The sequence below is a fragment of the Kitasatospora sp. NPDC057904 genome (assembly GCF_042887925.1).
Lineage (GTDB): Bacteria > Actinomycetota > Actinomycetes > Streptomycetales > Streptomycetaceae > Kitasatospora.
Genome location: NZ_JBHVOL010000011.1, coordinates 237,885 through 259,426 on the forward strand (window position 1 = coordinate 237,885; position 21,542 = coordinate 259,426).

The window sequence follows — 21,542 nt, forward strand, 5'->3', positions numbered from 1 at the left end:
CGTTCGTTTGTACGACAGATCCCTTTGGCCGAATACATGCCGGGCCCGGTCACAACACTGACATGCGCGTCGTCATCGTCACCGAGTCGTTTCCGCCCGAGGTCAACGGAGTCGCCCACAGCGTGCTGCGGACGGCCGAGCATCTGGTCCGCCGGGGCCACCACCCCCTTGTCATCACTCCCGCTCCCGCGCGCGGCGCCGAGTGCCCGCCGCACACGTTCGGCGCCGGCACGGACGCGGCGCAGCTGCCCGTCGTGCGGATACCGTCCGTGCCGCTGCCCGGCTACCCGCAGGTGCGGGTGGCGCTGCCGAGCCGGCGGCTGACCGCCGCGATCGCGGCGCACCGGCCGGACGTCGTGCACCTGGCCAGCCCGTTCGTCCTCGGGGCGCGCGGGATGCAGGTCGCGGCCCGGCTCGGGGTGCCCGCCGTCGCCGTCTACCAGACCGACCTCGCCGGGTACGCGCACGCCTACCGGGCGGGGCGCGGGCTCGGGGAGGCGGCCGCCTGGCACCGGATCCGGACCGTCCACCGGGCCGCCGCCCGGACGCTGGCGCCGTCGACGCCCGCCGTCCAGGACCTCACCGCGCACGGGGTGCCCCGGGTGCAGCTGTGGCCGCGCGGGGTGGACTCGGTGCGCTTCCACCCCCGGCACCGCGACGAGGCCCTGCACCGGGCGCTGGCCCCGGGCGGGGAGGTGCTGGTCGGGTACGTGGGCCGGCTGGCGCCCGAGAAGCGGGTCGACCTGCTGGCCGCCGCCTCGGCGCTGCCCGGGGTACGGGTGGTGGTCATCGGGGACGGGCCGTCCGCCCCGGGCCTGAAGGCCTCGATGCCCGGCGCGGTGTTCCTCGGGCGGCGGACCGGCGAGGAACTCGCGCGATGTTTCGCCACGCTGGACGTGTTCGTCCACACCGGCCCGCTGGAGACCTTCTGCCAGACCATCCAGGAGGCGATGGCGAGCGGCGTGCCGGTGGTCGGACCGGCCGCCGGCGGGCCGCTGGACCTCGTCAGCCACCACCGGACGGGCCTGCTCGTGCCGCCCAGGGACGGCGCGGCCGTCGCCCGCGCGGTGGCCGGGCTGGCCGCCGACCCGGAACTGCGGGCCGCGTACGGCCGGGCCGGGCGCGCCGACGTGACCGCCCGCACCTGGGAGGCGGTCGGGGACCTGCTGCTGCGGCACTACGCGGAGGTGCTCGCGGAGCACCGCGGGGTCGCCGTCCCGTCGCCCGCCGCTCCGCCGGTGGTGGACGTGCCGCAGGCCGGGCCGGCCGCCGTCACCGAGGAACTGCCGGCATGAACGGGGGCACGGACGGGGGCACGGACGGGACCACGGACGGGTCGCTGCGGATCGTGCGGCTCGCCAACTTCGTCACCCCGGTGTCGGGCGGGCTGCGGACGGCGCTGCGGCACCTCGGCGCCGGGTACCGCGCGGCCGGGCACCGGCCGGTGCTCGTCGTGCCCGGCGAGCGGCGCTCCGAGGAGGAGACCGAGCAGGGCCTCGTCGTCACGCTGCCCGGGCCGGTGCTGCCGGGCAGCGGCGGCTACCGGCTGCTCACCGACCGCCGGGCGGTGGCCGCCGAGCTCACCAGGCTCTCCCCCGACCGGCTGGAGGTCTCCGACCGCACCACCCTGCGCTGGACCGGCGGCTGGGCCCGGCGGCACGGGGTCCGCTCGGTGATGGTGTCCCACGAGAGCGCCGCCGGGGTGCTCGGCACGTGGGGCGTGCCCGGTCCGCTCGCCGCCCTGGCCGCCGACCGGCTCAACGCGGCGACGGCGCGCGCGTACGACACCGTCGTCTGCACGACCGACTGGGCGGCGGCCGAGTTCCGGCGCCTCGGCGTGCCCAACCTCGCGCGCGCCCCGCTCGGCGTGGACCTGGACACCATGCGCCCCCTGTCGGCCCCCGCGCGGGCGCACGAGCGGGCCAGGTACGCCGACCCGGACCAGGCGCTGCTGGTGCTGTGCTCGCGGCTCTCGCAGGAGAAGCGGCCCGAGCGCGCGATCGAGGCGCTCGCCGAACTGCGGGCCCGGCGGGTGCCCGCGGTGCTGGTGGTCGCGGGCACCGGCCCGCTGCGGGAGCGGCTCGCGGCGCGGGCCGACCGGCTGCGGCTCCCGGTGCGCTTCCTCGGGCACGTGAGCCGCCGGGAGGCGCTGGCCCGGCTGCTGGGCTGCGCGGACGCCGTGCTCGCGCCCGGTCCGGTGGAGACCTTCGGGCTGGCCGCCATGGAGGCGCTCGCGTGCGGGACACCCGTGGTGGCCAGCCGCTCCTCGGCGCTGCCGGGGCTGATCGGTCTCGCGGGCGTGGCCGCCGCCGACACCGGCGAGGGATTCGCCGCCGCGGTGGGGCGGTTGCTGGCGCGGCCGGAGGACGCCCGGCGCGCGGCCGCCCGGGCGCGGGCGGAGCGGTACGCGTGGCCGGCGGCGGTGGCCGCGTTCCTGGCGGCGCACGGGGTGCCCCGCTCCGGCGCCGGGAGGCCGGATGCCGGCACCGGGGAGGGGGTCCGCGATGAGCGTGCTCGACACGCGTGAGTGGACGGCGGACGGGCGGCGGCCCGCGGGCGGGCCGGTGCGGTTCGTCGCGCTCGGCGACTCGCTCACCGAGGGCGTCGGCGATCCCGTCGGGGACGGCTGGCGCGGGTGGGCCGCCGTGCTGGCCGGGTCGCTGGCACCGGAGGGGACGGCCGTCGAGTTCACGAACCTCGCCCGGAGCGGCGCCCTGACCGTCGATCTGACGACGAGTCAGCTACCGGCGGCGCTGGAGCGCAGGCCGGAGCTGGCGGCGGTCGTGGTCGGCGGGAACGACACCCTGCGGGCCGGCTTCGACATCCGCCGCACCGCCCTGGAGCTGGACGCCACCCTCGGCGAACTGTCCGGCCACGGCGCCCGGTTGCTCACCGCCTGCCTGCCGGACCCCGGCACGCTGCTGCGCCTGCCGGCTCCGCTCGCGCGGCCGCTCGCCCGGCGGATGCGGGCGGTCAACACCGTCGTGCACGCCCTCACCGCGCGCCACCACGCCCTGCACCTGCACATCGCCGACCTGCCCTGGTGCGAGGAGCGGCGGCTGCTCAGCGTCGACCGCCTGCACCCCAGTGCCGAGGGACACCGGCTGATCGCCCGCCGCTTCCACGAACTGCTGGCCGCCGACGGCCGCGACCTCGGCCCCGCGCCCGGCGGCGAACCCGCCGAACGCCCGCCCGGCCGGGCCGCCGACGTGTGGTGGATGGCCACCCGGGGCACCCGCTGGGTCGCCGCCCGCAGCACCGACCTCCTCCCGGGGCTCCTGGCCCTCGCGGCGACCGAGGGCCTCGCCCGCCTGCGCGGCGCGACCGGCCGGCACGACGAACAGATGGCCCGGGCGGCGGCCCAGGCCCTGGCCTCCCTGGGCTGAGGGCGCTTCCCCAGGCCGGGGCCTCCCTGGGCCGGGGCCTCCCTGGGCTGAGGGCCGCTTCCCCGGGCCCTGGCCTCCCCGGGCCGGGGCCTCCCTGGGCTGAGGGCGCTTCCCCGGGCCGGGGCGCTCGGGCGTGTCCTTCGGATCGGGCGGCCACTGACGGGTGATCACCGGTGGCGCGCGCGTGGAACCGGGCAGGTATCCGGCGGTGTCGTCCGGAGGGACGTGATCACCGAGCCGGACCGGAGGGAGTGCCGAGTGGAGGCGTCATCGAGGGTGGAGGCATCGCCGACGAGCGGGCGGGAGCTGCTGGCGGCGGCGGGCGTGCTGTTCCCGGACGAGCAGGGGCGGGTGCTGGTGGTGCGGCTGCCGTACGACCGCAAGCACCCGGTGGCGATCCCCGGCGGCGGCTGGGAGCCGACGGACCTCTCGCCGCGTGGGACCGCGCTGCGCGAGATCGCCGAGGAGCTCGGGTTCACGCCCCGACTCGGGCCGCTGGCCTGCATCGACTGGACGCTCGACGACCACCGTCCGCCGATCGCCGCCCACCTGTACTGGGCGGAGCCGATCGGCTCGGCGCAGGCGGCGGCGATCCGGGCGGACGCGGCGGAGGTCGGCGGCTGGGTCTGGCTGTCGCCGGAGGCGGCGGCGCACGCGCTGCCGCCCAGGCTGTCGCGCCGGGTGACGGCGTGCCTGCGGGCACCCCGCACGGCCGGCCCGCTGGAACTGGAGGACAGTTGGCCGGCCGGCCACTCGCTCGAACACCTCCCGGCCGCGCCGCCGCCGCCCGAGTACACCGGGCCGGCCGGGATCCCCGAGTTCCAGGGCCACGGGGAACCGGACCCGGCACCGCCGCTGGACCGGGCCGCCTTCATCGCCTCCCGCCCCCGGATCCGGGCCAAGGCGCGCGCGGTGTTCACCGACGGCGCCGGGCGCGTGCTGCTCGTCCGGCTGAAGCCGTGGGACGGGCCGCGCGGACGGGTGCCGTACTGGACGCTCCCGGGCGGCGGCATCGAGGCGGACCGCGAGCTGCCCCGGGCGGCGGCCCGCCGGGAGGTCCGCGAGGAGCTGGGGTGGGAGGTCGAGCCGGGGCGGCTGCTCGTCCTGGACTGGCTGCCGTCCTCCGCCGCCGATCCGGCGCTCGACCGGGACACCGCCGTCCTCGTCTACGTCTACGACGGCGGTACGGTGACGGACCGGATGCTCGCCGCGATCGCCCTCGCCGAGGACGAGTTGGTGGACTGGCGCCTGTGCGAACCGGCCGAGGCCCGGGCCCTGCTGTCCGCGCCCTCGTGGGACCGGACGGCCGCCGCCCTGGCCGCCCGGGAACGCGGCGGCGGCCCGCTCGAACTGGTCGACGGGCGGCCGGTGGGATAGCAGCCGGGCGGCGGTGTGATCCACACTGGGAGGCATGCAGAACGTGATCGGAGAGGTGCTGGCCGGCCGTCGGGTGGCGTCGGTCAGCGGTGGCGGCCGGCTGGACCTCACGCTGGACGGCCCGGTGACCGTCCGGGTGGCGCACGAGTTCCGGTTCGCGGCGCCGTCCTTCGCCGCGCCCGCCGAGGTGGAGCACTTCTTCCCGGCCCTGACCGTCCGCCCGACGGCGACGCTGCTCGCGCTCGTCGGCCGGACCGTCGGCTCGGCCCGGGTCACCCCGGCCGGCGGCCTGGAGCTGGACTTCACGGGCGGCGGTGCGCTGTCCGTCCCGCCGCACGCGGTGCTGGCGCCGTGGAGCGTGGTGACGCCGGAGGGCGAGCTGTGCGCGGCACTGCCGGGCGGCGAGGTCAGCTGGGCGGGGTGAGCCGGGGCGGGGCCGGGCCGGCGGACGGTGATCCGCCGGGCCCGGGGCCCTCGCGTCCGGGTCAGACCTCCATGTCCGCCTCGATCTTGACGAGCTGGTGGCGGGCCATCGCCAGGTTGGCGCGGCCCTTGTCCAGCGCGAGGTAGAGGAACAGGCCCTTGCCGGTGCGGCCGGTGAGCGGGCGGATCAGGTGGTACTGGCTGCTGAGGGTGATCAGGATGTCCTCGATGCCGTCCTGCAGGCCCAGCATGTCCATGGTGCGCATCTTGGCGCGGACCACGTCGGTGTTCCCGGCGGCGGCCACGTTGAGGTCCAGCCCGCCGGGGCCGTCGAGGGTGGCGAGCGCCATGCCGCTGTTGTAGTCGACGAGCGCGGCGCCGATGGCGCCCTCGATGGAGGTCATGGCCTGCTTGAGGGCGCCGGCTGCGTCGGTCATTTCGTGACTCCGTTTCGGTGGTTCGGTGATGGGGTGGTCGAACAGGGGCAGGGGGTCAGGGGCAGGGACAGGGGCGGCGGACGGTCGGTCAGCCGGCCTCGCGCGGGTCCTTGGGCACCAGGGCGTCGGTGAGCAGCCCGGCGATCCGCTGGGCCGAGCGGCGGGCCTCCAGGTGCAGGCGGCCGACGTTGACGTCCGGGTGCGCCAGCAGCGTGAGCACGCAGCTGCCGCCGGCCGCGTACGTGGCGACGTAGCCGTGTTCGCCGCGCACGAGGGACTCCCGGAACTCGCCCTGGCCCGTCGTGTCGGCGAGCCGCTGGGCGAGGGAGAGGGAGGCCGCCGTCATCGCGGCGAGGCCGGACGGCTCGGTCCCGTGGGTGTCGTGGGCGACCAACAGGCCGTCCACGCTGGCCACCAGACCGCCGGCGAGGTGCGGGATGCGGTGTTTGACGGCGCGGAGCTCGGCGAGCAGCTCGGTCTCCAAGGCGATCAGTTGTCTCCTTCCGACACGCTGCTTGAGCGCCCGCCTCATGGCCGGTACGGCGGGGTCGCGGGCGGAGAGTGGCTCAAAGTCGGGCCTCCAGGAGGGTCAGGACCCGGGTCAGCAGCGCGATGTCCGGGTCGGGCACGGTCAGCGGATGGGCCGCCGCCGGGATCGGCGGGCGGTCGGAACGGGGGGCGGCGCCGGGTGCCGGGGCTCCGCGCTCCGGAGCCCCGGCCGCGTGGGCGCCGAGTGCGTGGGCGCCAGCCGCGTGGACGCCGAGCGGGCGGGGCCCGGGTGCGGTGGATCCGGCCGCCGGGACGCTCGTCGCGGCTCCGGCTGCGACGACTCCGGGTACGACGGCTCCGGGTACGACGGCTCCGGACGCCCCGGCGCCGGTGAGGGTGGCGCCGGGGATCCGGCGGTGCAGGCCGCCGACGCGCGGGACTTCGGGTGCGGGTGCCGGTCGTGCCGCCGGTGGCGGTGGGAGTGGCGACTGCGCGGGGACGGCCGCGACGACGGGCCCGGGCCCGGGGACCGACACGGGAACGCCTACCGGCGCCGGGCCGGGCGCGGCGGCCGGGCCGGGTACGGGGACCGGCCCCGGCACCACCGCCGGAGCGGCGTCGAGCAGCCCCGCAGCGGCCAGCCGACGGACGTCCGCCGTCACGCCGAACCCGGACCGGCCGAGCAGCCGGGCCAGTTCGGCCGGGGTTCTTCGGCCGTCCGCGTGGTCGAGCAGCTCCCGCCGGCGGCGGCCGGGCGGACGGCGGGACGGCCGGCGGGCGGCCTCGGCCGGGCGGACCGGCGCGGTGTCGAGCTGCGCCCAGGGCCAGATGCCGTCCAGCAGGTGCCGACGGCGCTCGGACTCCCGGCAGACCCGTGCCGCGTCGACCGCCGCCACCGGGCCGAGCCAGTGCCGGGCTCCGGTCTCGAACCGCCAGAGGCCGCCGCCGGTGTCGGCGAGGACGAAGAAGGCGGCGTCGAACAGGGTTTCCAGGTGGCCGAGTTCGAGCTCCCCGCGGGTGATCCGGCCCTGGTCGACCAGCGCTGCCGCGACGCGGGCCTGCGGGCCGTGGAGCTCGACGAGTTCGCGCCACTCCCCCGGGGCGAGCCGGCCGCAGCCGGTGAGGAGGTCGCCCAGGTCGGGGGCGCGGTCGGACTCGGCGTGGGTCACCAGGCCGTCGGTGAGGTAGACACTGCCGAGCGGGCCGCGCAGGGCGCCGGTGGCCTCGCGGGCGGCGAGCAGGCCGACCGCCTCGCCCGGCGTCCGCGGAACCGTCGGTGGCAGCACGGCCGTCGGGGCCGCGTGCGCGCTCACCCGAGCACCAGCTCCTCGGCGAGCGCCTGGAGGCGGTAGCGGGCACCGGCGAGGTTGCCCTCCTCGCGGTCCAGCCACAGGTGCAGGACGAGCCGGCTGTCGAAGACGGTGTCGATGAAGCAGATCAGGTGGTAACTGCGGCCCGCAGTGACGATGATGTCCTGCAGCGGTGCCCGACGGTCCTCCGACGCGGTGAAGGTCTGGCTCTCAACGGCCGCCCGTACCAGGTCGGTTGCCTCGGCCGCCGTGGTCTCGTGCTCGCCGGCCGGGCTCTCGCCCAGGCTGCCGAGCGCGAGCCCGCTGCTCCAGTCGACCAGGCTCGCGGAGCGGGCGCCGGTGATCGCCATCGCTCCGGAGAGGCAGTCGTCGATACCCGGCACACCGGCTCCTTCGTGGGGGGTCGTCCATCGCACGGGGGAATGCTGCGCGGCCGGGCGCGCAGCGCGGCACCGGCCGGACCGCCACGACGAGTGGCGGGTTCGACACGGAAGGCTACTGCCGGATTCCGTATGACGAACATTCCAATGGCATATTCACACCAGTAGCAGTGAGTTCCGGCCATGCTGTGACGGACCATCAACTCTCCGTCGCCATCGAAACCCGCTGGCCGTGGTACCGCTGCCGCCCGCCGCTCACCGGCCACCTGGAACGGGACCTTGGCCGATAGTCGGCCACGCCGGAGGGTTTCGGTCACCGAATGCGATAGAGGAGCCGGACGGCCGGAACGGGCGGTGGACGCTGAGAGGCGGCAGCGGGAACGGCCGCGAATGCGGGGTGCGAGCGACAGCGCCGAGGGACGGCTCAGGGGGTAACTCAGGGGGGTAGCTCAGGGCGACCCGGGGACGATCCGGGGACGGTCCAGAGGCGGGCCGGGAACGGCCAGGGAACGGCGAAGGGGCCCGTTCCGCTGGACGGAACGAGCCCCTTCGAGTGGAGCGCCAGGCCCGGGTCGCACGGACTCTCCCCACTGAAAGTGGGACGTGCTCTGGTAGCACCGCTGACGCCTGTCCGGGAGGTCATTTCCTCCCGACGAGAAGAACAGTAGCAGGTCAGCGCCCCTGTTCAGAAATCACGTCAGGGGCGCCCGGGGCCGCGGGGCCGGTCCGGGCGGACAGCCCGGCCGCCTCAGCCAGCAGCCGGTAGGACTCCGTCATCGCGGCCCGGTCGAAGGTGCTCGTGGTGACCAGGAACTCGTCGGCGCCCGCGCGGGCCACCAGCGCGGCCACCTCGGCGGCGGCCTGCGCCGGGGTGCCGGCGATGTGGCCCGTGAGCGACTGCTCGTACGCGGCCCGCTCGCGCGCTGTCATCGACCGGGTGAGGACCTCGGCGGCCGGGGCGAGCGGCGGGAACTCGCCGTGCGTCCGGGAGTACGCGCCCGACCAGGCCTCGGGGACGAGCAGTTCGTGCGCCCGCTCGACCGTGCCGGCCACCGCGACGGTGCCGGAGACCACCACGTACGGCTCGGCGGCGTGCGCGGAGGGGCGGAAGCGCGTGCGGTAGCGGTCGATGGCCTCCAGCATCCGCTCCTCCCCGCGCGGGGCGGCGATCACCAGCGGCAGCCCGGCCTCGGCCGCCAGATCGGCGCCCGCACCGGTGGCGAGGACGAACGGCGGCACCCGCAGGCCCTCGGCCGGGCGGGCGTGGACGCCGCGGTGCGCCCGCTGGGTGCCGTCGAACCAGCCGAGCAGCTCGGCCAGCTGCGCGCCGAAGTCGTCGGCGGCGTCCTTCTCCCGCCCCAGCGCCCGCCGGACACCGTCGGTGAAGCCCACCGACCGCCCGAGGCCCATGTCGATCCGGCCGGGGAAGAGCGAGGCCAGCACGCCGAACTGCTCCGCCACCACCATCGGCTGGTGGTTGGGCAGCATCACGCCGCCCGTCCCGACCCTGATCCGGGAGGTGGCCGCCGCCACCGCCGCGGCGAGCACCGTCGGCGCGGAACCGGCCACCCCCGGCACGCCGTGGTGCTCCGAGACCCAGAAACGGTGGTAGCCGAAGGCCTCCGCCTGCCGGGCGAACCCGACCGTGCTCCGCAAGGCCTGCGCGGGATCCTCCCCTCGCCTGGTGCGGGAGCGGTCCAGCACGGAGAGTCGGAGCGCGGGCTGTGCAGTGGTCACGTCCGGGGACAACGCGGCCACACCACCCGGGTATTTCCCCGGCCGCTCACCGCCGACGCGACCGACGCGACCGAGGCAGCCGAGGCGGCCGAGGTATTCGCGGCGCCCTTCGGCCCCAGGGCTTGTGGACGGACAGCACCACCATGAACAGGTAGAGCGACAGCGCCACGGACGGGACGATCACCACGTTGTACCGCACGAAGCCGAGCTCCGCCGCGGTGATCGGCCCGACCGGATGTGCGTCCACCGCCCGCACCGCGTCGTGCAGGCGGTCCGGGAGCGCGAACGCCGACGCGCCCAGGGCTGCGAGCGTGAGCCAGAACTTCGTGCTCACCCAGTAGTGGCGGAACAGCCCCCAGGTCGTGCCCAGCCCGAGCGCCACCCCACTGGCGAAGGTCAGCAGGCTCAGCGGCAGGACCAGGACGTCCCCGAGCAGTCCCATCGCCCGGTAGGCCGCGCGCACCCGCTCGGCGTCGTCCGTCGCGAGCGCCGCCGCGGCGAGGGTGAGCAGGCAGAGCATCAGCGCCAGCCAGCCCACCGACGCCACCAGGTGCACGGCCACCAGCCACTTCCGCGCGGCCGGGGACAGCCGGCGGCGCCGAGGTGCTGCAGAAGCGGCCGAGCGCGGGGGCGACGGCGAACCCCCCGCCGCTGCCGAGGACTCCGGGAGCGAGCGCATCCGTACCTCCTTCGATAGAGGCCCATCAGAACGCGCTCAGCCTCCCCCGCCCTCCTCTCATCCGGCATCTGCCGGCGGGAGTAACTCCGACTACTCCCGGCCGAGTACGGCGGACGACACGAGGGCGCCCGCCCGCCTCACCCGGTCACGGTGAAGTCGTGCGCCGCGCCGAGCCGTTGGAGCGAGTCGGCCCCGGGGACGCCGTCCGCGTCCGGGTCGGAGTACCCGCAGCGGCGCTGCCAGCCGGCGTAGGCGGTGACCGTCAGGCTGCCGAACGAGCCGTCGACCCACCGCTGTTCGAGCAGCCCTTCGTCCGCCAGCGCCTGTTCGACGATCGCGACCTCGGCGCCGTACGTCCGGTGGCCCTGCTCGGCGCCCGGGTCGGTGCCGGCCGCCGCGACGACGTGGGCGAGCGAGACGGTGCGCGGGCCGGGCAGGTAGCCGAGCAGGCGCAGCAGCGAGGCCGGGCCGGGGACGCCGTCCGCCGCAGGGCCCGAGTAGCCCAGACTCCGCTGGTAGTCGGCGTAGTTGAGGGTGTCGGCGTCCGTCCAGTCCGGGCCGGGGCCGGACCGGTAGTGCCCGCCGAAGCCCTGGGCGACGAGCGCCCGGCCGACGGCGGTGACCTGGTAGCCGTGGGCGCCGTAGCCGTACCGGAGGCCGTTGACGGCGACCTGGTAGCGCGCCGGGACGGGTTCGGCGGGCGGGGTGGGCCCGTCCGGCGGCGGGGGCGGGAGGGACGGGCCGCCGGTGAAGTCCGGCCAGGAGCCCGGGTCGGTGTGGTCGTTGTCGGGGACGTGGGCGTGGGCGTACCAGCCGCCGCGGGTCTCCCACACCCGCTCGTCGCGCCGGCCGGCGAAGTCGGTGGGCCGGCCCATCGGCCAGACGTCGGGCACGCCCCACGAGGCGATCCAGGCGTGCAGGCGGCCCCAGCCGGCGCACGGGGTGTCGACGAGACGCGGGTAGACCGTGCCCCGGTGGCGGCAGTAGGGGAAGAAGACCGCCTCGATCTGGAGGACGACCCGCCCCGCGCGGTTGGTGCGGGTCGGGATCCCGGGCGGGCTGAGCAGGCTCCTGGAGCGGGAGTCGGCGGGGAACAGCTGGGCCGTCCGGCCGCTGAACGGGTCCCAGACGAGGTGCGGGGCGTCGCCGGCGCCGCTGGTGGTGAAGTAGGTGACCAGGTCGTCGAACGTGCACCAGTCCTGCGGGGCGGCGGCGCTGGCGTCGCGGTCCCAGGTGATGTGCGCGATGGCCTTCGGCGGGTACTGCTGGTCGGTGGGGGCGTGATCGCCGAGGTCGTGGACCTCGGCACCGGGCAGCCACAGCTCGGGCATGGCGTGTCCTCCGGACGGAGTGGGGGAGTACGGAGTGACGGGGCACGGACATCGTTGCCGTTATCGGCAGGTCCATGCCTCCGGATGACTCCGGCACGGGGCGGAGTTCCGCTGAACCCCCAGGGACCGCTTGCCCGTTCGGATATTCGGTGGGCAATCGCAGGTCCGTACGGTTTGTGCGCCCCCTGTGGCGCGCGCGGCGAATCCCACCCCCTCACGGTCCGTCCTGTCAATCGTTGACTTCGACATTGGTCTAGTCCACGGTGTTGGCGAGGCCGGACCGACCGGAGGAAGACGTCAACTGGCCTCGAAGCCAGTCGAGTTCGACCGACGGAGAACCTGCATGAGACGAGTCTGCCTCGCCCTGCCCACCAACCGGGCCTGCGCCGGCACCATCACCGCGCTCGCCGAGGAAGCCGCCCACGCCGCCGCGCACTTCGATGTCGAGGTGCACCTGCTGATCCTCGACACCTCCGACGGCTCCGGCGGCTTCGACCGCCCCGGCACCTTCGACGGCTCCGACCGCTCCGACACGTCCGTCTGCCCCGGCACCTCCGACGCCGCGGGGGCGCCGGAGGCCGCCGAGGGCAGCGGGGCCACGTCGTTCGCGCGGAACGCGGCCGCCGTCGCCGCCCTGGCCCCCGCCCCGCGCGTGGTCGTGCACCACCTCGACGAGGCGTGGCAGCGCGCCTTCCTGGAGCGGGTGATCCGGCGTTCCGGCGCCCCCGGTCCCGAGCTGCTGCTCGACCTGATGCTCCCCGGCGCCGTCTCCTACGGCGCCTGCACCAACCGGGTCTTCCTCGTCGCCGCCGCGCTCGGCTGCACGTCCGTCCACCGCCGGGACTCCGACGGCGACTACCAGCTCCTGGACGGGCGCAAGGTGTTCCCGATCGACCACGAGCTGCGCGCGCTCGGGCGGCGGGCGGGCGATGTCGCGGCGGACGCCACCGCCGTCACCAGGAACGAGCTGGACCCGGCCCACGGCGACCGTCCCGTGGTCCTGGTCGGCGGCTCTTTCATCGGCGAACTGTCCGTCGACGTCGGCGGGATCCGGGAGCTCGACCCCGCCGTCTACCACGACGTGGTCGGCCTCTGGGCACCGCCGGTCTGGTCCGACGAGGAGAAGCGCGAGCTGGTCGAGGAGTCGTTCACCGGCGGCGGCACCGAGCCGTTCCGCGCGGACGAGACGGTCCTCGGCCCGCCCGACATCCGGCGGGTCGACATGTGCAACCTCGGCCTGGACCACCGCGTCTACGAGCGGCTGCCGCTGCCGCCCGCGACCGACACCATCGGCAGCGACTACTTCCTCCTGCACGTGGTCCTCGACGCCGGCCTGCCGGGCGTCGTCCACAACCGGCACATCGTCAACTACTACACGTCCGAGCGCCGCACCGGACCCGGCTTCACCGCCTACCAGGTGCGGTTCGCCAAGTTCCTGCTGTCGATGCTGTACCTGCACCCGGTCTACGGCGAGATGATGGCGCTCGGCGAGGACCTGCTCGACGAGCGGTACGAGGTCCGCACCGCGCCGGTCCTCGACTCCGTGCGCCGCAGCGCCGACTGGGACCCCGCCGAGAACGTCCGCCGGCTGGACGTCCTCGACCGCTCCTACCGCCGGCTCGGCGGCACGTACGCGGACTTCGCCGACCACCTGGCGCCGCTGCGCGAGCGGCTCCTCGCCGAGGCGCGGGCCGACGCCGAACGCTTCGCGCTGCTCATCGACGCGTGGGGCGCGCTGGTCGCCGCGGCGCACGCCGAACCGGCCGCAGCCACCGCGGAACCCGGGGCAGCCGCGGCGGCTGGGGCGGCCGGATGAGCGACGACGACCTGCGCATCCGCCCGCTCACCGAGGACGACTGGGACACCGTCGTCGCCCTGGAGCACGACGCCTACGCGGCCGACGGCCTCTCCGAGGGCCGGGCGGCCCTGGAGTCCCGGGGCCGCAGCTCGCCCGGCACCTGCCTCGTCCTGGAGAGCGGCGGGAAGGTCCGCGGCTACCTGCTGAGCCTGCCCTACCCGCCGCTGCGCTGCCCGGACCTCGCCCGCCCGGAGGGCACCGCCCACCGGTCCCGCAACCTGCACGTGCACGACCTCGTCATCGCCGAGGACCTGCGCGGACGGGACGTCGCGCTGCGCTTCATGCACCACTTCCAGGACCGCGCGCGGGAGCAGGGCTTCGAGCGGATCTCCATGGTCGCGGTGCGCGGCACCGACATCATCCTGCGGCTGCTCGGCTACCGCGCCCACCGCGAGGTCGCCGTCCCGGCCTCGTACGGCAGGCGGGCCGTCTACATGTCGATGCCCGTCGGCTAGCGGCCCGCCGGGCCGCTCACCCGGGCACGGTCGCGCCGACGCCGACGCCGACGCGGGTGCCGGCACGGGCGCAGCCGGCGGCGAACTCCGCGGGCGCCGCACCGACGAGCCCGGTGAAGCGGTCGCGGAGGACACCCGGCGTGGCGCAGCCGACCGCGGACCACACCCCGGCCGGGTCGCCGCCGCCGAGCAGGAGGGCGACCGCGCGCTCGACGCGGCGCGCCGTCAGGTACGCGTACGGCGAGGCCCCGTACGCGAGCCGGAATTCGCGGCTGAGCTGCCCGGCGGGCATCCGGGCGGCGCGGGCGAGCGCCTCGACGTCCAGCGGGCGCGCGTACTCGCGGTCGATCCGGTCGCGCACGCGGCGCAGCCGTGCGAAGCCGCTCAGGCGCTGCGCCGCGATGCGTGCGCGCGCCCATCCGGGGTGGCACATGGAAGACCCCCTTCGCCGACGGCGTCCGTGCGTCCGTCGGCTCTCGTCAGTGGCCGCGAACGAGCCGTCCGGGCGGACGGCTCAGCGGAGTTCCTGGATGCGGACGAGGTTGCCCGCCGGGTCGCGGAAGGCGCAGTCGCGGACGCCGTACGGCTGCTGCGTCGGCTCCTGCACGACCTCGGTGTCGCCGGCCTGCACCTTCTCGAAGGTGGCGTCGAGGTCGCGGGTGGCCAGCAGGATCCAGCCGTAGGTGCCCTTGGCCATCATCTCGTCGATGGTGCGGCGTTCGTCCTCGGTGACGTTGGGGTCGGCGGCCGGGGGCGCGAGCAGGATGGAGGTGCCGGACCCGCCGGCCGGCCCCACGGTGATCCAGCGCATCGTGCCCTGGCCGACGTCGCTGCGGACCTCGAAGCCGAGGACGTCGCGGTAGAAGGCCACGGACGCGTCCGGGTCGACGTGCGGGAGGACGGTGGTGTGAATGGTGAGGTCCATGCCGACGATGCTAGGGGCGGCCGGTGGACCGCGCTTCTCGATTCCTGACCGAATCCCGGCCGCCTCCCGGGCCGGTTTCCGGCCGCCTCCCGGGCCGGCTTCCGGCCGCCTCCCGGTCTCCGCCGCCAGAACGCGTACCGCACACCTCGCCGGCGCGTCGCCGACACCTCGCAGGCACGTCGTCGGCACGTCCCGGGCCCGTCCGAAACCCGTCGCGGTTCCGTCCCCGTTCTCGTCGACCGGGGTCCGCAATCGCCCGGATTCCGGGATGGTGGTGTCAACGACGCCTACGCTGGGGGGAGTTGTCATGGGGAACGGCCAGGAACTGGTGACCGCGACCGTCGACGCGCTGGTCCGCGCGCCCGGCTCGGCGGTGGCCGAGCTCGTGCGCACGCGGCTGCGGGCGGTGCCCGGCGGCGAGGAGGCGGCGGTCTCGGCCGCGGCGGATCCGGCGGACCCGCGGGCGCGGGCCGCGCTCACCGCCGCCGTCGGCCGGCTGCTCGCCGAGGACCCGGCGTTCGCCCGCTACCTGCTCTCGACGGAGCTGGGCCCGCCCACGAGCCCCTCGACGGTCCAGCTCCGGACGGCACCGGCGGACCCGCCGACCGTCCACCTCCAGGCGAGACCCGGCGACGGCGGGACGGTCCAGCTCCGGCTGAAGCCCGCGTCCGGCCGCCGCGCCACCGGCGGGATCCTGGGGACGCTCGCCCTCGTGGTGGTCGCGTCCCTGGTCGCCCTCGGGATCAACCTCGGCGACCGGCCGCTCCTCCAGCCCGGCGTCCACGGCTTCGACCACGCCGCGACGGCGCTGCGCGACCCCGCCCGGGCACAGGGCGTCCTGCCCGACCCCGCGGCGATGCCGGGCGGCTGGCGGATCGAGACCGCGCCGCAGTCCGGGACGAGCGCGGGCGACGGCGTCCCGTGCTTCGTCCAGGACGCCTGCGACCAGCAACTCGCCTACGCCACCGTGACGTTCCGCGCCGGTCCGCGGCACAGCGCCAAGTTCATCGTGGTCACGTTCGCGACCGCCGCGACGGCCGGCCGGGCCTTCGACACGATGCTGGAGCGGGTGGGCGGCACCGGTGCGGCCGCGGCCGTGCCGCTCCCGTCGATCGGCGACCAGAGCGCGGCCAGGTCGCACGGCGCGGACGGCATGGAGGCCCTGGTCCGGGTCGGCACGACGCTCCTGTACGTCGGCGACTCCGGCGCGGACGCGACCGCGGCCGACGCGCCCGCCCTCACCGCCTTCGCCCGGCTCCTCGCCGCCCGCGCCCAGCAGGCGCAGGACGGCCGGACGCCCGACGCCGCCGTACCCGGTTCCAAGGCCTGACCCCCGTTCGGTTCCCCTCCCGCTCACCGCTTGGGGAAGCTGAAGGCGTACCCGTTGGCCCGCAGCCACGGCAGGAGCCGCTCCAGCGCCTCCACCGTCTGCGCCCGGTTCCCGCCGCCGTCGTGCAGCAGGACCGTCGGGCCGCGCCGCAGCTGCTCCTTCGCGGTCTCCACGATCCGCTCGACCCCGGGGCGTTCGAAGTCCCGGGTGTCGACGTTCCAGCCGAGCGGCCGCATGCCGTGGGCGGCGGCGATCTGGCGGCTCTCGGGCGTGAACGCGCCGCCGGGCGCCCGGTAGTACGGCACGGGGGCGCCGCCGGTGGCGTCCTGGATCATCCGCAGGCCGTCCACGATCTCCTTCTCCTGGTGGGCGACGTCCTTGTGGTCCATCGCGGTGTCGTGGCTCACGCTGTGGTCGCAGAGGCGGTGGCCGGCCGCGACGACCTGCCGGGCGAGCTCCGGGTGGGCGGTGGCGCTCGGTCCGAGCATGCAGAACACGGCCTTGGCACCGTTGCGGGCGAGGACGTCGAGGACGCGCGGGGTCCACTGCGGGTCGGGCCCGTCGTCGATGGTGAGGTTGACGGTCCTCCCCCCGTCCTCGGACTCGCGCGAGATGCTCAAGTCCACCGTCGGCGCGGGCAGGGAGGCGTCCGGCGCGGTGGCAGAGGGCTCGGGCCCGGACGGCGCGACCGGGGAACCGGCGAGCCGGGACAGCGGGTCGGGCCCCTTCATCAGCACCCCGGCGGCACCCAGCAGCGTCACCACGACCGCCCCCGCCGTCACCGCGCGCAGGACGGCGGTGCGGCGGGCATGTGGCCGGCCCGCCGGGTCCAGGCGCGGGTACCAGCTGTTCGGAGTGCTCTCGGGGGTCCGGGGTTCGTCGTGGTGGCTCACGGTGGTGCTCCTCGTCAGGGGGTGGACGACCACCACCCTCGGCCGCGCGCTTGCGGGCCCTGTGAGCCGCGTATGACCGTTTCGCAACAACGTGCGACAGGTTTCGCAACAACTGGCCGCCCGCCCCGCGCCGTGGTCCGGAGCACGCCTGACCAGCGCCGATACTGGCAGACATGCCACGAGTACTGCTGATCGAGGACGACCCGTCGGTGCGCGACGCGCTCGCGCTGGGCCTGCGCCGCCAGGGCCACGCCGTGCGCTCCGCCGCGTCCGGCGAGGAGGGGCTGGCCGAGGCCCACCGGGAGCCGCCCGAGATCGTGGTGCTCGACCTGATGCTGCCGGGCATCGACGGCCTGGAGGTGTGCCGCCGCCTGCGCGCCGACGGCCCCACCCCGGTGATCATGCTGACCGCCCTCGGGGACGACGTCGACACCGTCCTCGGCCTGGAGGCCGGCGCCGACGACTACGTGGTCAAGCCCGCGCAGTCCCGCGTCCTGGACGCCCGGATCCGCGCCGTGCTGCGCCGCGCCGGCGGCCCCGGCCCCGAGCCCGTCCGCGAGACGCTCGGCGACCTCGTCCTGGACCGCGCCGCGCTCACCGTCACCAAGCACGGCGTCCCCCTGCTCCTCGCCGCCGGCGACCTGCGCCTGCTGCTGGAGCTCGCCGCCGCGCCCGGCCGCGTGTTCAGCCGCGAGCAGCTCCTGGAGTCGGTGTGGGGCCTCGGCCGCCAGGACGACATCCGGCTCGTCGACGCCGGGGTGAACCGGCTGCGCGCCAAGATCGAGGACAGCCCGGCCGCGCCCCGCTACGTCCAGACCGTCCGCGGTTTCGGCTACCGCTTCGGACCGCTGTGAACGGCGCCCGCCGGAACCCGCCGGCCGACGACCCCTCCGGCAGAACCGCCGCCGGGCCGCCCCAGGCCGAACACCCCGGCGCCGGACGGCCGTCCCGGCCCGGACGGCACCGGCTGCTGCGCCTGCGCCGCGCCGTCGCCGGGCTGCGCCCGCGCATGCTCGCCGCGTTCCTCGCCGTCGCCGCCATCAGTGCGCTCGCCACCGCCGCCCTCACCTACCGGGCCGCGACCAACTCCACCCTCGACCTCACCCAGGACACCACCCTCGACGAGCTGCGCCGGCGCATCGACGTCCTCTCCCCCGCCCTGCCCTTCCCGCCGACCCAGGCCGAACTCGACCGCCTGGCAGGGCAGTTGTCCGGCACCAACGGCTTCCGCGACTGGCGCGTCCTGGCCTCCTACGGGACGATCCACTCCGAGTGGACCCAGCCCGTCGCCGTCCCGCCCGGCCTGCAGGCCACCGTCGGCTCCGGCCGCGCCGCGTTCCAGCGCTTCGCCGCCGACGGCCACCCGTGGCTCGCCGCCGGGGTGCCCGTCACCTACGCCCCGTCCGGCGTGACCACCGGCGTCCCCACCAGGACGCCGCCCGGCTCCGGCACCCCCTCCGGCCTCACCGTCTACGCGGTCCTCCCCCTCGACCGCGAACAGGCCGCCGCCGACGAGGTCCTCGCCGGTGCCGCCGGCGCCGGCGTCTTCGCCGCCGTCCTCGCCGCCGGACTCGCCCTGTTCGCCGCCCGGCAGGTCCTGCGCCCGGTCCGGGCCCTCGGCGACGCCGCCCGCGCCCTCGCCCAGGGCCGGCTCGACACCCGGCTCACCGTCACCGGCCACGACGAACTCGCCCAGCTCTCCAAGACGTTCAACCACACCGCCCGCACCCTCCAGGGCACCATCGAGGAACTGCGCGCCATCGAGAGCCAGGGCCGCCGGTTCGCCGCCGACGTCTCCCACGAACTGCGCACCCCGCTCGCGGCCATGCTCGCCGTCACCGACATCCTCGACGAGGACGCCGAACAGCTCCCGCCCGACACCGGCACCGCACTGCGCATGATCAGCAACGAGACCCAGCGGCTCACCCGCCTCGTCAACGACCTCATCGAGATCTCCCGCCTCGACGCCGGCGCCGCCCCGCTGCGCACCGAGGACGTCGACGCGGCCTCGGCCGTGCGCGAGACCCTCGACCTGCGCGGCTGGTCCGAGCGGATCGAGACCGACCTGCCCGCCGCCCTGCCGGTGCGGCTCGACCCGCGCCGCTTCGACGTCATCGTCGCCAACCTCGCCGGCAACGCGCTGCGCCACGGCCGCCCGCCGGTGCGCCTCGGCCTGCGCGAGGCCGACGGCGAGCTCGTGCTCACCGTCACCGACCGCGGCCCGGGCATCCCGCCCGCCGAACTCCCGCACCTGTTCGACCGGTTCTACAAGGCCGACAAGTCCCGCGCCCGCTCCGAGGGCAGCGGGCTCGGCCTCGCCATCGCCCAGGAGAACGCGCGCCTGCACGGCGGCATCATCGAGGCCGCCAACTCCCCCGCGGGCGGAGCGGTGTTCACCCTCGTCCTGCCCCTCGGCACCCCTTCGGAGGACCAGTGACGACAGCCCGCCGCCAGGCCCCTCGCCAGGTCCCCCACCAGGCCCGCCGCCACCCGGCCGCCCGCCGCCTGACCGCCGCCGCGCTGCTCCTGCTCGCGTGCGGCTGCTCGATCCCGAGCACCGGTCCGGTCCGCAGCGGCCTGCCCGCCACCGGCATCGAACCGGGCACCCGGCTCTACTTCCCCGGCCCGCAGGGCATCCGGCTCGCCATCCGCCCCGGCGGCCGGCGCGAGGACCTCCAGCAGACCCTCGACAGCCTGCTCACCGGCCCCGACCCGGCCGAACGGCGCACCGGCCTCTACAGCGACCTGCCCGCCACCGGCAAGGTCCAGGCCACCGCCACCCCCGGCGCCGTCACGCTGCGCCTGTCCTGGCCGACCGCCTCGCTCAGCACCACCGCCATCCAGCAGCTCGTCTGCACCACCGAGGACGCCCCCGCCGTCGGCCCGGCGCCCCACGTCTCCATCGTGAGCAGCGACGCCCCGAGCGCGATCCAGCAGCAGTGCGACCTCCACCGCAACGGCTGACCCCGCCGGCCCTCATATTCGAGCACACGTTCGAATTGGGGCGTACGCTGGTGCCATGCCCGGCACCCTTCACCTCCAGCCCTCGCTGTTCGACGACCCCGGCGACGACGTCCGCCTCGGGCCGCTGCGGGGCGTGCGGCGGGTGGTGCTCGGGGACGGGGCGTGGCTCGACGTGCTGCCGGGGTGGCTGCGCGGGGCCGACCGGGTGTTCGAACAGCTGGCGGCGGAGGTGCCCTGGCGGGCGGAGCGCCGCGAGATGTACGAGCGCACGGTGGACGTCCCGCGGCTGCTCGCGTCCTACCCCGAGGGCGCCGAGGCCCCGCACCCGGTGCTGGCCGAGGCGCGCGAGGCGCTGAGCGCGCACTACGCCGAGGAGCTCGGCGAGCCCTTCCGGACCCTGGGCCTGTGCTACTACCGCGACGGGCGGGACAGCGTCGCCTGGCACGGCGACCGGATCGGGCGCGGGAACCACGACGACACCATGGTCGCGATCCTGTCGGTCGGCGAGCCGCGCGCCCTCCTCCTGCGGCCCCGGTACGGCGGGGGAGCCGTCGTGCGGCACCCGGTCGGGCACGGGGACCTCGTCGTGATGGGCGGCTCGTGCCAGCGGACCTGGGAGCACGCGATCCCGAAGACGGCGCGGCCGGTGGGCCCGCGGATCAGCGTCCAGTTCCGGCCGCGCGGCGTGGCCTGAACCCCGGTTGCCGTCGGCGGACCGGGCGTGGAGGCTGGCCGGAGGGGACGGTCCCCGAACGCGGGCCCGAGCGCAGGAGGCGGCATGCCGAAGGCGGGCAGGTACCGCGAGGGCGTCCCCTGCTGGGTGGCGCTCGCGGTGCCCGACGTCGAGCGGGCGCGGCGCTTCTACCGCGGGCTGTTCGGCTGGGACTTCGTCCCGACCGGCCCGGCCGAGGCCGTCGCCACGCTGCACGGCGCCCAGGTCGCGGCCGTCGGGCCGCCGTCCGAGCCGCCCGCCTGGCTCACCTGCCTCGCCACCCCCGACGTCCGCCGCAGCGCCGCCGCCGTCCGCGCGGCCGGCGGGCGGCTCCTGCGCGAGCCGTACGACGTGCCCGACCAGGGCCGGGCGGCGCTCGCCGCCGATCCGCAGGGCGCGCACTTCGGGCTCTGGCAGGGCGGGCCGGTCCCGGGCGCGGGGCTGGTCAACGAACCGGGCACGCTCACCTGGAACGAGCACCTGTCCCCCGACCCGGACGCCGCGCGCGCCTTCTACCGGCAGGTGTTCGGCCTCACCCACGACCACCCCCGCGACGGCTACACCGTGTTCCGCGCCCAGGGCCTCCCGGCCGGCGGGATCGGGCCCTCGCCCTCGGACGACGCCCGCGCCGCGTGGCTGACCTCGTTCGCGACCGACGACGCGGACCGCGCCGCCGACCGGGTGCGCGCCCTCGGCGGGACCGTCCTCTCCGGCCCGGAGCCGACGCCGTTCGGCCGCTCGTCGCTGGTCCGGGACGACGGCGGCGCGGTGTTCACCCTGGTCGCCGTCCCGCCCGACGAGTCCGCGGAGGCGGCCTGACCCGACGAGGAAGCCGGCGCGACCAGGAAACCGGCAC

General features: G+C 76.2%; 23 protein-coding genes. 13 read left to right on the forward strand and 10 right to left on the reverse strand.

Translation table 11 applies throughout. The features are described from left to right. The first annotated feature begins 62 nt into the window (after positions 1-62). The 5 genes from ACFVSN_RS27160 (at position 63) to ACFVSN_RS27180 (ending at position 5,187) form a co-directional block, all read left to right on the forward strand. Positions 63-1,295 (forward strand): glycosyltransferase family 4 protein, encoded by a 1,233-nt coding sequence (locus tag ACFVSN_RS27160; protein WP_387956716.1) that lies wholly within the window; start codon positions 63-65, stop codon positions 1,293-1,295. Continuing rightward, on the forward strand, positions 1,292-2,527 hold the full coding sequence (locus tag ACFVSN_RS27165) for a glycosyltransferase (protein WP_387956717.1): 1,236 nt from the start codon (positions 1,292-1,294) through the stop codon (positions 2,525-2,527). Before ACFVSN_RS27160 ends, ACFVSN_RS27165 begins: the two co-directional genes overlap by 4 nt. Then, on the forward strand, positions 2,505-3,386 hold the full coding sequence (locus tag ACFVSN_RS27170) for an SGNH/GDSL hydrolase family protein (RefSeq protein WP_387956718.1): 882 nt from the start codon (positions 2,505-2,507) through the stop codon (positions 3,384-3,386). The genes ACFVSN_RS27165 and ACFVSN_RS27170 overlap by 23 nt, the downstream gene beginning before the upstream one ends. 276 nt (positions 3,387-3,662) lie before the next feature. Further along, positions 3,663-4,763 (forward strand): NUDIX domain-containing protein, encoded by a 1,101-nt coding sequence (locus ACFVSN_RS27175; protein ID WP_387956719.1) that lies wholly within the window; start codon positions 3,663-3,665, stop codon positions 4,761-4,763. A gap of 34 nt (positions 4,764-4,797) precedes the next feature. After that, a complete protein-coding gene (locus ACFVSN_RS27180) occupies positions 4,798-5,187 on the forward strand; it encodes a DUF6188 family protein (protein WP_380445523.1) in 390 nt (129 codons plus the stop codon). 61 nt (positions 5,188-5,248) lie between these two features. Here the strand turns inward: ACFVSN_RS27180 and ACFVSN_RS27185 are convergent, their stop codons facing one another. From ACFVSN_RS27185 to ACFVSN_RS27215, 7 genes are all read right to left on the reverse strand, one after another. Beyond that, positions 5,249-5,623 (reverse strand): hypothetical protein, encoded by a 375-nt coding sequence (locus tag ACFVSN_RS27185; RefSeq protein WP_380445522.1) that lies wholly within the window; start codon positions 5,621-5,623, stop codon positions 5,249-5,251. Between the two features lie 88 nt (positions 5,624-5,711). After that, positions 5,712-6,107: a roadblock/LC7 domain-containing protein gene (locus ACFVSN_RS27190; protein WP_380445521.1), complete on the reverse strand. Its 396-nt coding sequence runs from the start codon at positions 6,105-6,107 to the stop codon at positions 5,712-5,714. A gap of 82 nt (positions 6,108-6,189) precedes the next feature. Beyond that, positions 6,190-7,425, reverse strand: a complete 1,236-nt coding sequence (locus ACFVSN_RS27195; protein ID WP_387956721.1) for a hypothetical protein — start codon at positions 7,423-7,425, stop codon at positions 6,190-6,192. Then, a complete protein-coding gene (locus tag ACFVSN_RS27200; protein WP_380445519.1) occupies positions 7,422-7,805 on the reverse strand; it encodes a hypothetical protein in 384 nt (127 codons plus the stop codon). Before ACFVSN_RS27200 ends, ACFVSN_RS27195 begins: the two co-directional genes overlap by 4 nt. Before the next feature lie 669 nt (positions 7,806-8,474). Then, complete coding sequence (locus tag ACFVSN_RS27205) at positions 8,475-9,539, reverse strand: MsnO8 family LLM class oxidoreductase (protein WP_387956722.1); 1,065 nt, start codon at positions 9,537-9,539, stop codon at positions 8,475-8,477. A 46-nt stretch (positions 9,540-9,585) separates the two neighbouring features. Then, positions 9,586-10,218, reverse strand: coding sequence for a DUF2269 domain-containing protein (locus ACFVSN_RS27210; RefSeq protein WP_387956723.1), 633 nt, complete (start codon positions 10,216-10,218; stop codon positions 9,586-9,588). Between the two features lie 137 nt (positions 10,219-10,355). Then, positions 10,356-11,549 carry a peptidoglycan-binding protein gene (locus tag ACFVSN_RS27215; protein ID WP_387956724.1) on the reverse strand — a complete coding sequence of 398 codons (1,194 nt, stop codon included), beginning with the start codon at positions 11,547-11,549 and terminating at the stop codon, positions 10,356-10,358. Positions 11,550-11,892: 343 nt separating this feature from the next. Here ACFVSN_RS27215 and ACFVSN_RS27220 point away from each other — a divergent pair, with 343 nt between their 5' ends. After that, the gene (locus ACFVSN_RS27220; protein WP_387956725.1) at positions 11,893-13,365 is read left to right on the forward strand and encodes a DUF6271 family protein; all 1,473 of its coding nucleotides are present in this window, start codon (positions 11,893-11,895) and stop codon (positions 13,363-13,365) included. Next, complete coding sequence (locus ACFVSN_RS27225; RefSeq protein WP_380445514.1) at positions 13,362-13,862, forward strand: GNAT family N-acetyltransferase; 501 nt, start codon at positions 13,362-13,364, stop codon at positions 13,860-13,862. Before ACFVSN_RS27220 ends, ACFVSN_RS27225 begins: the two co-directional genes overlap by 4 nt. Before the next feature lie 16 nt (positions 13,863-13,878). On the opposite strand, the gene ACFVSN_RS27230 is transcribed toward ACFVSN_RS27225, so the two are convergent. Then, on the reverse strand, positions 13,879-14,295 hold the full coding sequence (locus tag ACFVSN_RS27230) for a helix-turn-helix domain-containing protein (RefSeq protein ID WP_380445513.1): 417 nt from the start codon (positions 14,293-14,295) through the stop codon (positions 13,879-13,881). Between the two features lie 81 nt (positions 14,296-14,376). Then, complete coding sequence (locus ACFVSN_RS27235; protein ID WP_380445512.1) at positions 14,377-14,787, reverse strand: VOC family protein; 411 nt, start codon at positions 14,785-14,787, stop codon at positions 14,377-14,379. Between the two features lie 307 nt (positions 14,788-15,094). On the opposite strand from ACFVSN_RS27235, the gene ACFVSN_RS27240 reads away from it, so the two are divergent. Continuing rightward, positions 15,095-16,117 carry a hypothetical protein gene (locus ACFVSN_RS27240; protein WP_387956726.1) on the forward strand — a complete coding sequence of 341 codons (1,023 nt, stop codon included), beginning with the start codon at positions 15,095-15,097 and terminating at the stop codon, positions 16,115-16,117. Positions 16,118-16,140: 23 nt separating this feature from the next. On the opposite strand, the gene ACFVSN_RS27245 is transcribed toward ACFVSN_RS27240, so the two are convergent. Continuing rightward, positions 16,141-17,010 (reverse strand): polysaccharide deacetylase family protein, encoded by an 870-nt coding sequence (locus ACFVSN_RS27245; RefSeq protein ID WP_387956727.1) that lies wholly within the window; start codon positions 17,008-17,010, stop codon positions 16,141-16,143. A 173-nt stretch (positions 17,011-17,183) separates the two neighbouring features. On the opposite strand from ACFVSN_RS27245, the gene ACFVSN_RS27250 reads away from it, so the two are divergent. The 5 genes from ACFVSN_RS27250 to ACFVSN_RS27270 all read left to right on the forward strand — a co-directional run bounded on the left by ACFVSN_RS27250 (position 17,184) and on the right by ACFVSN_RS27270 (position 21,505). Beyond that, entirely contained in the window at positions 17,184-17,864 is a 681-nt protein-coding gene (locus ACFVSN_RS27250; protein WP_380491629.1) for a response regulator, read from the forward strand. Then, complete coding sequence (locus tag ACFVSN_RS27255; protein ID WP_380505249.1) at positions 17,861-19,447, forward strand: sensor histidine kinase; 1,587 nt, start codon at positions 17,861-17,863, stop codon at positions 19,445-19,447. Before ACFVSN_RS27250 ends, ACFVSN_RS27255 begins: the two co-directional genes overlap by 4 nt. Further along, positions 19,444-19,974, forward strand: a complete 531-nt coding sequence (locus tag ACFVSN_RS27260; RefSeq protein ID WP_387956728.1) for a GerMN domain-containing protein — start codon at positions 19,444-19,446, stop codon at positions 19,972-19,974. The genes ACFVSN_RS27255 and ACFVSN_RS27260 overlap by 4 nt, the downstream gene beginning before the upstream one ends. A 55-nt stretch (positions 19,975-20,029) precedes the next feature. Then, complete coding sequence (locus tag ACFVSN_RS27265) at positions 20,030-20,668, forward strand: alpha-ketoglutarate-dependent dioxygenase AlkB (RefSeq protein WP_387956729.1); 639 nt, start codon at positions 20,030-20,032, stop codon at positions 20,666-20,668. Positions 20,669-20,752: 84 nt separating this feature from the next. Beyond that, positions 20,753-21,505 (forward strand): VOC family protein, encoded by a 753-nt coding sequence (locus ACFVSN_RS27270; RefSeq protein WP_387956730.1) that lies wholly within the window; start codon positions 20,753-20,755, stop codon positions 21,503-21,505. Positions 21,506-21,542 lie beyond the last annotated feature (37 nt).